The sequence below is a fragment of the Vibrio sp. 2-Bac 85 genome, from assembly GCF_037546705.1.
Taxonomy (GTDB): domain Bacteria; phylum Pseudomonadota; class Gammaproteobacteria; order Enterobacterales; family Psychromonadaceae; genus Psychromonas.
Genome location: NZ_JALAAB010000001.1, coordinates 21,185 through 32,971, shown reverse-complemented (window position 1 = coordinate 32,971; position 11,787 = coordinate 21,185). Strand labels below are relative to the sequence as shown.

The window sequence follows — 11,787 nt, the reverse complement described above, 5'->3', positions numbered from 1 at the left end:
ATGAATCTCTTAAATAAATTAAAAAATTCACCTCTGTTTAGCCGAATTTTATTATCTATATTGTTCTTATTGCCTAGTCAGTTAATGGCCAAGGATATAGTAACCACTACACCAGTGACTTACATGTTGGCGACCCAGTTAATGAAAGGTACAACAATTAGCACAACCTACTTAGCACCTAAGCGTTACGGTATTGATCGTTTAAATAATTGGTATGCAAATAAAGGTGAGCAAAAAGCATATCAAGCAGGAGAGCAAGCCACTGTTGCTATTACATTAAGCGCACTATGGCAGCAGGATCCTTTGTTCATTTATGCGCGTCAGGGGAATATCAAACTAATTGAGATAGATGCTTCACAATCACTCTCTCCTCGCAGCCGAGGCATCGCATCGGTTACATTACCGAACGGAGAGAGTTCAATTTATGCGTGGTTAAATCCAAACAATTTGAGCACCATGCTAAGTATTGTGAGTGAAGATTTAAAGAAAATTTGGCCAGAAAAAGCGCCTGTAATTGAAAAAAATCAACAACAGTTATTGATTGATATTCGCTCGCTGATTAACCAACAACAGCAAACTTTATTTGATAAAGAGATTGATTCCGTTGTATTACTTTCGGATCAATTAGAAGACTTTGCTTCGGCAAATCAGTTGTTTGTAGTGGATCGATTATTTAAAGATGAGTTGGAATGGACAGCACAGGATAAAGCGAGTTTAACAACGTTATTAACAGAATCGCCTGAGTTGTGGTTAGTCACAACGCGTAAGGTATCAGCTCAACTAAAAGCATTGTTACCTGATTTTCATCAGATATTGGTTGTCGATAGTATCGACCGCTGGGGAAGGGCTGGGATCACTGAAGAGAAACCATTGCAGCGCTGGTTGTTTTAAAAGCTTTCGTGTTTTAAATGCAGTCTGTTTTTACAATATTGTCGTTATGCATTGAAAGTTGAATCTGCCAGGCGCTAATGACTGCAGCTAATATTAGCTGCGGTCATTACTTTGAATAAACGTTCATTTACGTCTTTTAATATGCAATAAAGAGTACAGTTTTGACTGCAGTTTTTTATCCGCTCGGTCTTTAATTTTGGCTTCACCGGCTTTCTCTATTTCAATAATCCCTGAACGATTCAAGGTAATTCTATAACGTTCAAACTGTGCATCATATTGGCCTTGGTCTAAGGCTACAATGACGTTAATTTGGTAGCGTCGTTCAATAGAAGTAGTTTGGATCTTTTCTTTATTTGAGGTGCTTTCTAAGCGTTCAAATACTTTGCCTGTTCCACCTTCCACAAAGCGAGTTAATGGGCGTAGACTAAAGAATATATTTTCTTCAATGGTATCGTAACCAGCCTGAAAACCTTGCCTGCTTATACGTGATTCAATACGGTAATGCAAAAGCTGCGCACTCTGTTTATTTTGACTATGGCGCTCAGCTAACAAGTCCCTACTCTGTTGTGGCAGTTTCTTACTGATGCTGTAATCTAGCCAAACTTTTTGTCTGGCTATTTCCTGTTGATTAGTCGAATCGAATAATGTGCGAGACCATTTAGGTTTACCACGCCGTATCCAACGCCAAAGCATATTTTTAAACTCGTCTTTAAATACTTCACGCACACCGTAAATGATCGCCAATATAAATATCATTAACGTGGTTAACTGGCTAAACGCACCTTGCGTTTTAATAATCAACACTAACACCACACTCATCAATAGCGCGGTCGCAACGCCCGTTACTAATTTTCGAGTGTGATTACCTAATATTAACGTTCTACTTTTAAAGATTACCCCGTATTCAATTAAGCGACGTAATAGGCGCATTTTATTAGCAATACGGTTTGGATCTTTTAAAGTGGCTTCAGAGTTATAGCCCTTTTTTTTGCGATACTGATTTTCTTCATCGCAAATAGCCAACAACGCTAAACGTGTTTCACTAAACTCGCTGTTACGTGGTTTTTTGACCAACATTCGCATGATGGTTTGTTCAGTATGCCAAGATAGGTAATTGTCTACGTTTTCATAGATAGAAGTGAGTTTGGCACTGGTTGGTTGATGGCTTCGGTGCTTCTTTAAAATATCTAAACAATGCTCTGTTAAATCAACAGCAGCATGATAAAAGTCAGCTAAACCTTCACTATCGTTAATCGCCAATACTTCATTTGCATCGGTATCTAACGCTGAAATATATTGGTATGCGAAAAGGTTTAAATTACTTTTATATTCAGCGGTCGAGCGTTTCATACGACTGGCAAAGCGACGGTGTAATAGAGGTAAATGCAAGCCATTGGTGTGGTAAGCGCGTCGTCCGTTAATGCCCGCATTAAAATAATCGACTTCGCTTAAGGTGTCTTTATTGATGCCCATCTCTTTTGGAAGTGAAAAATATAAGTCAATACGTCTAAACGTCCCTTGTTTCATATGATGGGTTAGTTTAATCGATAATTTCTCATCTTGTTTTAAAGTGAAGTTGGGCAATGGTTCCTCCTTAGTTGTTGGGAAGTATATCCCATAATAATTAATTATAATGAGTAAATATTTAAAAATTATTACCTTAATTGAGCCAGCAAATTGTGTTTTTAAAGCGCATTACAAAACACTAAAGCTAGGCTTCAAATGGTAAAATATGATGCTTCATTTTTATATGGGTATTGGTAATGCGAGGTCTGTTATTTGTAATGATAATAGTCCAATTTTATGACCGTTTAGTTCATTTATTTATCTTATAGGCCATTAATGCAGCCATATTCTACCACAATTTGAGTAAAAAACGTGCAGATAAGTGAGGTGTAAAGTTAGTCATTTATTTAAGTTAGTTATTAAATAAAGCAAAATAGAGCGATAGATATTGATAATGAGAACAAGTCTATTCATTCACATTACAGAGGGCAGGTAAATTAATACTTTAAGCTTGGCTGAATTTTGGTTATATTAAGTAAGCTTTTAGTGATTTTCGGTTGTTAATAATAAACGCTTGAAACAAGGGCTCGGTATTGTCGAGTCAAAAATCATAGTTTTCATTTAACTAAATTCAACTGAATTTTACCTAATATCACTATGGGCAATATGCTATGCAAAAAAATCTAAATACTAATCCAAGTGCGAATCCAAGTGCTAATTTAAATACTACAGCACCAACTCCTTCATCAAACTCTGAACAATCAGCGATTAACGCGATTCGTGCCAGTTTTTTACATTTTATTGAAGATCCTGCTCAGCTCGATAATGCACAAGAAGCTTATCAATATATTGAAGATGGTTTGATGGTGATCGAAAATGGCAAAATAAAATCATTACAAGCTTTCGAACAAAAAAATGCAGACTTATACGATTCGGTTGAAGATAAGCGTGGCAAATTAATTATGCCTGGTTTTATCGATACACATATCCATTACCCACAAACTGAGATGATCGCCGCTTACGGTGCACAATTATTAGAATGGTTAGAAACCTATACTTTCCCTACCGAAAAACAATTTTCTGATAAAGAGTACGCGCAAAAAATATCTGAATTTTTTATTCATGAGCTTCTAAAAAATGGCACAACTAGCGCATTAGTATTTGGCACTGTACACCCTGAATCAGTTGATGCTTTGTTTGAAGAAGCGCAAAAAATAGATATGCGATTGATAGCAGGCAAAGTAATGATGGATCGCAATGCACCAGACTATTTATTGGATACCGCACAATCGAGCTATGACCAATCTAAAGCATTAATTGAAAAGTGGCATAATAAAGGGCGTTTACAATATGCGATTACTCCGCGTTTTGCGCCTACTTCAACCGCTGAACAATTACAGTTTGCAGGACAGTTAAAAGCCGAATACCCAGATGTTTATGTGCAAACGCATTTATCAGAAAATATAGATGAAATTAATTGGGTTAAATCACTTTTCCCAGAGCGAGCAGGGTACTTTGATGTTTACCAGCATTACGGACTCACTGGCAATAAATCTATCTTTGCACATTCTATCCACCTTACTGAAAACGAGTGGCAAGCAATGGCTGAAACGGATTCAGTAATCGCATTCTGTCCGACTTCAAATTTATTTTTAGGCAGTGGGTTATTTGATCTAGAAAAAGCCGATAAAAATAATATTCGTGTTGGCTTAGCAACAGATGTAGGCGGAGGCACTAGCTTTTCACAGTTGCAGTCACTTAGTGAAGCTTACAAAATTATGCAGTTGCAAGGCAAAAAATTGTCGGTCTTTAAAGGCCTGTATTTAGCAACCTTAGGCAGTGCAAGATCTCTCAGTTTAGATCATAAAATAGGAAATTTTGTGACAGGTAAAGAAGCAGATTTTGTGGCATTAAACTGGGCAGCGACGGATTTACAAAAGTTACGATTAAAGAACTCTAACAACCTACAGGATAAGTTATTCGCTTTGATGATGTTAGGTGATGAGCGTAATGTTGAAGCAACGTATGTTGCCGGGAAATTAGTTTATAGTGCTGTATAAGGGCGTTTTGAATTGGCATAATAAGGGGATTTAATTATTTTTTGTTTATCCCTATCTATAGGTGAGCAAAAAATTTACACTTTATGCCAATTTAGATGGCCATTAAGACAAAAAATATAATGTTGGTGCTAATTTAATATTTGTGAATTTAGCACCTTTTGTCTGATTGCTCTCATTTAGTCTGTAACAGGAAATACCATGAAACTAACTCAATTAACCGCTGCAATTTACGACAAACTTTACACTGATATTACTCAGTTTAGAGAAACCTTTGACCTGCCTTGTGCTGCACCAGAAACCTTGGATGAAAAAGCAGATGCATTACATAGTTCATTGATTATTGAAGAATTAACAGAGTTGGCAGAAGCGCCATGCAAAGTTGAACAAGCCGATGCAATTGTTGATAGTGTGTATGTTTTAATGGGGCGAGTGGTTCACCTTGGCAATAAAAATGTGGAAGATAATATCGCCATTAGCTACTTAGTTGATCTGTTTTTAAATGTAGCCAAGCAACGTAATATCGATTTTATGGCGTGTTGGAATGAAGTGCATTCAAGCAACATGAGTAAAGTGTGTCGTAACCAACAAGAGTATCTTGAAACGGAAGCTTTTTATGCTGAGCAAGGTGTGAAGTTAGTGGATAGTGTGAAAGGTGAATTTATCATTGCTAAGTGTGCTGAAGATGTACAATTAGAAGGTAAATTAGTTCGCCAAGGTAAAGTTCTTAAATCGGTATTTTATCGCCCTGCGGATCTTGCTCCCCTAGTTAATGGTTAATAGCTAAGTGGTAGCTGGCTAAGTCGTTGTGACTAAGCAGTTGTTAATAACTAACTGTGAATAAGTAGCAGTGAATTAGAAATTCAATAAAAATTCACTGAATAAATTTTAAACCGCAGTTAGTAAATTACTCACTGCGGTTTTTTAGATCATCTAAAGTTAATTTCTACATGACGCCCATTAGCGGTTGCAACATTTTCATATTGCCAGCCATAGTGCTGAACTAGTTTCTCGGTTAACTCTAACCCTAAGCCAAAACCCAGCTCATCCTCATGTTTATCATCACGAATATTTTGATTATTGATCACGAGGTGGCTCTTAGATTGCTTGATCGTTATAGTGCCTTCTTGAGTATGCTGTAAAGCATTTCTAATGATATTAGTGATCACAATTTGACACAGCGCCTCAGGTAAAGAATGGATACTGATATCAGTTTCAATCGTGACATCTACATTTTTACCATTCAATAAATAAGTAAGTTGTTCTAATAATTGCTGTGTCATTAAACCCAATGAAATTGATTTAACTGGAATAGATTTATCGGGTTGGCGGTTTAACCACAATAGTGTTTCGGTTAAATCTGTCATGGTAATACTTGCTCGCTCAATACGATCTAATACAAGCAGTTGTTTTTCACTACTAATACCTTTCGATATCATTTTTCGCAGTAATTCAGCATTTGTGCGTGTAACGGCTATAGGCGTGCGTAATTCATGGCTAGCATAACCTAAAAAGCGTTTTTCTCGTTTTAAACTTGTTTGTACTGATTGTAAACTCGATTGCACAATCTTCGCTAAGCTATTCAGTTCACTATAATGAAAATCAGGTGCAGGAAGAGACAATTGTTTTTTATTTAATTGCTTAGCCCAAAGCATTAGCTTTTCTACTGGGTTAGCTACTTTATGTAAAATCAGATAAGGCGTTAAAGTAAATAGTGCCATGACAGACAATGCAATTATTAATAGGTTTATGAAAGGAGGGGGGCCATCAAACCCTGTGTTAGGTTGATCCTTCGTTGTAAAAATTGTTGAGATAAAACGCACTTGGCCATCAACATTCAATTTTATAACAAAGTAAACCGCTATAGGAGGCGTAAAAGGAGGCATGCCATCCATCGCTTTCAATAGCTCATTTTCTTTTATATCGTTCGGATCTAATTTTTCTTGAATAATACTAGGCAAATCTTGCCATCTATTAGCGACCACAAAGTCATTAATACTGATTGGATTTCCTTCGGAAACATTTTCAATATTAGCAATTGATCGCATCGAGTCACTCATCGCAATATTAACACCGTAAACAAAGTATTTATAACTAACAAAAGACATAATTGAAATTGTCGTAACACCGGCCACTAGCATCATGGCGAAAAAATATAACTTGAGGCTCGGGATTATTTTCATTACGACTGCTCACTTTTTAAAACAAAACCATGGCCAACAAGCGTATGGATTAATTTTGTTTTGTTTGTATTGGTATTGTCATTATCGCTTTTACCATCCACCGATTTTCTTAAATTATACATATGCACTTTTAAGCTATTACTATCAGGCTGATGGTCACCCCAAACACTTTGTACTAACTTTTCTCTACTTACTGGGTTGGGACTAGCAAGCATTAATGTTTCTAAAATTTTAAAGCTGATAGGGGATAATTTTAAGGGTATGCCGTCACGTGAGGCGGTTTGTTGTTTGGCATTTAATTCTAAACCACAAACATTGAGCATTTTAACTTGCCCACTACGTCGACGAGATAATACCTGTACTCTTACAATTAACTCTTCCATCGCAAAAGGTTTCACCAAATAATCATCGGCTCCTTTGGAGAAACCTTGCAATTTATCATCCAATGTATCTTTTGCTGTGAGCATTAATATAGGCACATCAATGCCCTGTGTTCTGAGTTTTTCACAAACTTCTAAACCATTCATTTTAGGCATATTTAAGTCTAAAATAACGACATCGTAATTGTTTGTTGTGATCAGATTAAAACCTGACAAGCCATTGGTGGCATGGTCACATTGAATATTTTCTAATTCAAAGTAATCAATCACAGCGGTTGCCAAGTCAATATCATCTTCTACTAATAATAATTGCAACTTATCTGAATCCATGATTATTCCTTCATTTGTGTAATCGGTAGAACTTTACTTGAGGTAAATACGATAACAATTGTAAGGTTAATAGATGGTTAAGACCAAACAATTAGTTTTTATGATGATTGACGTTGTGATGTTGTGACGTTGTGACGTTGTGAAGTAGTGTGGCTTGGTAGGTGATGACACAAAAAAAGCGACTCATTGAGTCGCTTGTAAATATATGCAGATTTTTTAGAGATTAATTACTATTTAAAACTTAAGCTTGTTATTAACGTACACCAACTAAAATTAAGCCGGGTAAGATAAAGAAGGTGCCAATAACATACCCAAAGGCGAGGAGTTTATTTTCTGTGCCCACTTGAGCCAGCTTCTCTGCACCTTTTAACGGTAGTTCACGTAGGAATGGGATTCCGTAGATGACCACGACTGCTAAGAAGTTAAATAGGAAATGCACTAGGGCAATAGTTAACGCAGCTTCGGCCATTGGGCCTGAGATAGCTGTGGCTGCTAATAATGCGGTGATTGTTGTACCGATATTTGCACCTAATGTGAAAGGGTATATTTGACGGGTGGTGAACATGCCGCTACCTGCTAATGGGATCATTAAGCTAGTAGTCGTTGATGATGATTGCACCATCACTGTCATTAAGGCACCTGAACTGATACCCGCAATAGGACCTTTACCTAAAGCATTATGCAAGATGGATTTTGCTCTACCCACTAATACTTTTTTCAGTACTTTACCTAAGAAAGCGACTGAGAATAAGATAAGTGCAACGCCAGCAATGACCATTGCAATACCGGCCATTTTCCCTGGAATAATAGAAGCCATATCTGAAATTAGGTTCACGCCTGGTTTTGTTAAAGGTTTCATAAAGTTAAAACCTTTAAGCGACATATCCGCGCTACCAACCAATAAATGTGATGCGGCACCGGCCATTTTTTCTAATAAACCAAACATCAATTCAAGCGGTAAGAATATAAGCACTGCAATTAAGTTAAAAAAGTCATGTACTGTTGCTGCACTAAAAGCACGTTTGAAGTCTTCCTTATCACGCACGTGTCCGATGGATACAATAGAGTTAGTGATCGTGGTGCCGATGTTAGCGCCCATGATTAATGGGATTGCAATTGAAACGGGTAAACCACCGGCCACTAAACCAACGGTTACAGCTGTGACGGTAGAAGATGATTGTACTAATGCTGTTGCTAGTGTGCCTAGAATCAAGGCAACGAGTGGGTTACTTGCAAATTGAAATATCTCTTCAGCCCCTGCAGCACCCCCTGAAAATAATTTAAACCCGCTGCTAACCGTGCTCACGGCAACTAACATGCAATAGACTAAAAAGATCACCGTAGACCAATTAATTAGTTGTTTTAACGTACTGTTGTTATTTTCATTATTCATTTTATTAAGCCTATTATTAGGAAGCTATTTAGTGCACAAAGGTTATGTATTTTGTTAATGCGCCGATTAGAACAGAGTTTTGTTACAGAAATATTTCAGTTGTCATAAAAAATTCGTTAATTTTAAAATAATGATGATTATTGATTTGAAAATCATAATAGATAGAGGTTTTATTCGGGTTTTAAAAAGGGCTGGATGATTGGTGCGAGCTGATAAACGATAAGTAATAAGTGAAAAGGGACAAATAATAAAGAAAAAGCAGAGTGTGATTAAACACCCCGCTATATTTTAATGGTTAGCTGTTTAACATTTTTTATTAAGCACCTGTTCTCTATCATCTGTTATTAAGTACTTGTTCTTTAACTGCAATAAAACAACGATAAAAATAATGATAAAAATTAAAGCTGCTCTTTCAGCTGATAAAGCATTGCCAACGCTTGTTTTGGGGTTAAATCATCCGGATCTAAGCTGGTCAATAAAGTGATAGCTTGATGAGGCTCTGGCTGTGAAAAGTCTAAACTACATTGCACCGACGCTTGCTCTGCATTACTTTCGACTAACGCCTGAGAGTTAAGTTGTGCTTGTTGTTGCGATTGTAGTGAAGAGGCTTCTAACTGCTGTAACTTTTTCTTCGCATTATCTAATACTGATTTAGGTACACCTGCTAATGCGGCAACTTGTAATCCATAACTTTTATTCGCAGCGCCTTCCTGTAAAGCATGTAAAAACGCAATACTATCACCATGCTCAACAGCATCTAGATGCACATTAACTAATTCAGGAATAGTTTCAGGTAAGCGTGTTAACTCAAAATAGTGCGTTGCGAATAAGGTATAGGCCTGGATTTTTTGTGCTAATTGTTCAGCACAAGCCCAAGCTAAAGACAAACCATCAAAGGTACTCGTACCACGACCAATTTCATCCATTAACACTAATGAATTTGGCGTTGCATTATGTAAGATATTAGCTGTCTCGGTCATTTCTACCATAAAGGTTGAGCGACCACTTGCGAGGTCATCGGAAGCGCCAATACGTGTAAAAATACGATCAATCGGACCAATCGTTGCACTTTGTGCAGGAATGAAACTACCAATGTGTGCCATTAACACCATTAACGCAACTTGACGCATATAGGTTGATTTACCACCCATATTAGGACCGGTAATGATCAACATACGTCGTTGTTGATGCAAGTTAACAGGGTTGGCTATAAATGGCGTTTTACTCACTTGCTCAACCACTGGGTGACGGCCTTCTTCTATTTCAATTCCACTTTGTTGCTGCAAAACAGGGCGCACATAATTTAACGTTAATGCACGCTCAGTTAAGGTGTTTAATACATCCAACTCGGCTAAAGATTTAGCGGTAAATTGCAGACTTTTTAAATGTGGTAGTAATAGATCAATCAGTTGCTCATAAAGTTGTTTTTCTAGCGCTAGCGCTTTACCTTGGCTTGATAACACTTTTTCTTCATGTTCTTTTAGTTCGGCGATAATGTAACGTTCTGCCCCTTTAAGGGTTTGGCGGCGTACATAATGTTCAGGCACATGTGCCGATTGGCTGCGACTTATTTCAATAAAATAGCCGTGGACACGATTATAGCCAACTTTTAAAGTGCTGATACCGGTGCTTTCTCGTTCACGTTTTTCTAGTGCTTCTAAATAGTCCGTTGCACCTTTAGATAAGTTGCGCCAATGATCTAGCTCACTGTTGTAACCTTCCTTGATCACGCCCCCATCTCGAATCAATACCGGTGGATTATCAATAACAGCCGTTTCTAATAGATTCAATAACTCAGGGTAGTTACCCATCTCTTCGCTAAGGTCAGCTACTAGATCTTGAGGTAATTGCGTGATTAAGTGTTGTAACTCAGGCAGTAAAGAGAAAGCACAGCGTAAACGTGTCAAATCGCGCGGACGAGCAGAACGTAACGCAAGGCGAGCAATCACTCGTTCAATATCACCAATTTGTTTAAGTGGTATTGAAAGTGCGTCGGTTAAGTCGAAATCCATTAGTGTTTGGATCATGGTTTGACGGTAGTTAAGCACCGTTAAATTACGAATCGGCTGGTGGATCCAACGTTTTAATAAACGGCTACCCATCGGGGTTACTGTGGTATCTAGTACTTGCGCCAGGGTATTATCAGTACCGCCAGCTAGGTTAAAGGTCAGTTCTAAATTACGACGTGTCGCCGCATCTAAAATAACCGTATCTGTGCTTTGCTCTAATGTGATCGACTGAATATGTGTCAATACAGTACGTTGTGTATCTTTTAAGTACTGTAATAATGCACCTGCAGCACAAATAGCAAAATGTGCTTTTTCAATACCAAAACCCACTAAGTCCTTGGTGCCGAGTTGTTGAGTTAAGATATTTTTACAGGTACCTAATTCAAACTCCCATTCAGGGCGACGGCGGATAGTTGGTAAGTGCTCAATTAAATCAACACATTCAAAATTATCTGGGTACAGTAGCTCTGCTGGGTTGAGGCGCTGTATTTCAGCTTGTAGTGATTCAGTTTTATTAACTTCATTAACAATAAAACGGCCACTACCAATATCTAAGGAAGCAATACCAAAGGTGTCGCCTTGCTGATAAACTGAACATAATAAATTATCTTGTTTATCATCCAATAATGCTTCATCGGTGATCGTACCAGGGGTGATGATACGTACAATCTTACGTTCAACAGGTCCTTTACTGGTTGCTGGATCGCCAATTTGTTCACAAATTGCAATCGATTCACCGAGCGCAATTAGCTTTGCTAAATAACCTTCCACACTATGGTAGGGAACGCCGGCCATAGGGATCGCATTACCACCGGTTTTACCGCGTTGAGTGAGGGAAATACCTAATAACTGAGAGGCTTTACGAGCGTCATCGAAAAACAGTTCGTAGAAATCACCCATGCGATAAAAGAGTAAGGTGTCTGGCACTTCACTTTTTAAGGTTAAAAACTGTTGCATCATCGGAGTATGTTGTTTTAATTCTTGCGCTGTTGGCTTCATAATGAATACACTTAATAACTATTTCTAAAAAAGGCGGAA

General features: G+C 37.7%; 8 protein-coding genes. 3 read left to right on the top strand and 5 right to left on the bottom strand.

Translation table 11 applies throughout. From position 1 onward, the window contains the following. On the top strand, positions 1–891 hold the full coding sequence (locus MT390_RS00165) for a metal ABC transporter substrate-binding protein (protein ID WP_499438906.1): 891 nt from the start codon (positions 1–3) through the stop codon (positions 889–891). 123 nt (positions 892–1,014) lie between these two features. Here MT390_RS00165 and MT390_RS00160 read toward each other — a convergent pair whose 3' ends face one another. Further along, a complete protein-coding gene (locus MT390_RS00160; protein ID WP_299663109.1) occupies positions 1,015–2,475 on the bottom strand; it encodes a hypothetical protein in 1,461 nt (486 codons plus the stop codon). Between the two features lie 593 nt (positions 2,476–3,068). On the opposite strand from MT390_RS00160, the gene guaD reads away from it, so the two are divergent. Beyond that, the gene (gene guaD / locus MT390_RS00155) at positions 3,069–4,457 is read left to right on the top strand and encodes a guanine deaminase (RefSeq protein WP_499438904.1); all 1,389 of its coding nucleotides are present in this window, start codon (positions 3,069–3,071) and stop codon (positions 4,455–4,457) included. A 198-nt stretch (positions 4,458–4,655) separates the two neighbouring features. Continuing rightward, positions 4,656–5,234, top strand: coding sequence for a nucleoside triphosphate pyrophosphohydrolase family protein (locus tag MT390_RS00150; RefSeq protein ID WP_166368031.1), 579 nt, complete (start codon positions 4,656–4,658; stop codon positions 5,232–5,234). 149 nt (positions 5,235–5,383) lie between these two features. Here MT390_RS00150 and MT390_RS00145 read toward each other — a convergent pair whose 3' ends face one another. The 4 genes from MT390_RS00145 to mutS all read right to left on the bottom strand — a co-directional run bounded on the left by MT390_RS00145 (position 5,384) and on the right by mutS (position 11,748). After that, positions 5,384–6,637, bottom strand: a complete 1,254-nt coding sequence (locus MT390_RS00145) for a sensor histidine kinase (protein WP_499438902.1) — start codon at positions 6,635–6,637, stop codon at positions 5,384–5,386. Beyond that, positions 6,637–7,347: a response regulator transcription factor gene (locus tag MT390_RS00140; RefSeq protein WP_499438901.1), complete on the bottom strand. Its 711-nt coding sequence runs from the start codon at positions 7,345–7,347 to the stop codon at positions 6,637–6,639. Before MT390_RS00140 ends, MT390_RS00145 begins: the two co-directional genes overlap by 1 nt. 253 nt (positions 7,348–7,600) lie before the next feature. Continuing rightward, the gene (locus MT390_RS00135) at positions 7,601–8,740 is read right to left on the bottom strand and encodes a Na/Pi symporter (RefSeq protein ID WP_166368025.1); all 1,140 of its coding nucleotides are present in this window, start codon (positions 8,738–8,740) and stop codon (positions 7,601–7,603) included. 398 nt (positions 8,741–9,138) lie between these two features. After that, entirely contained in the window at positions 9,139–11,748 is a 2,610-nt protein-coding gene (gene mutS, locus MT390_RS00130) for a DNA mismatch repair protein MutS (protein ID WP_166368023.1), read from the bottom strand. Positions 11,749–11,787 lie beyond the last annotated feature (39 nt).

Excerpts from the sequence above, each read along its gene's own strand:
- MT390_RS00165 (WP_499438906.1), top strand. The coding sequence starts at position 1 with ATGAATCTCTTAAATAAATTAAAAAATTCACCTCTGTTTAGCCGAATT.
- guaD (WP_499438904.1), top strand. The coding sequence starts at position 3,069 with ATGCAAAAAAATCTAAATACTAATCCAAGTGCGAATCCAAGTGCTAAT.
- MT390_RS00150 (WP_166368031.1), top strand. The coding sequence starts at position 4,656 with ATGAAACTAACTCAATTAACCGCTGCAATTTACGACAAACTTTACACT.
- MT390_RS00145 (WP_499438902.1), bottom strand. The coding sequence starts at position 6,637 with ATGAAAATAATCCCGAGCCTCAAGTTATATTTTTTCGCCATGATGCTA.
- MT390_RS00140 (WP_499438901.1), bottom strand. The coding sequence starts at position 7,347 with ATGGATTCAGATAAGTTGCAATTATTATTAGTAGAAGATGATATTGAC.
- MT390_RS00135 (WP_166368025.1), bottom strand. The coding sequence starts at position 8,740 with ATGAATAATGAAAATAACAACAGTACGTTAAAACAACTAATTAATTGG.
- mutS (WP_166368023.1), bottom strand. The coding sequence starts at position 11,748 with ATGAAGCCAACAGCGCAAGAATTAAAACAACATACTCCGATGATGCAA.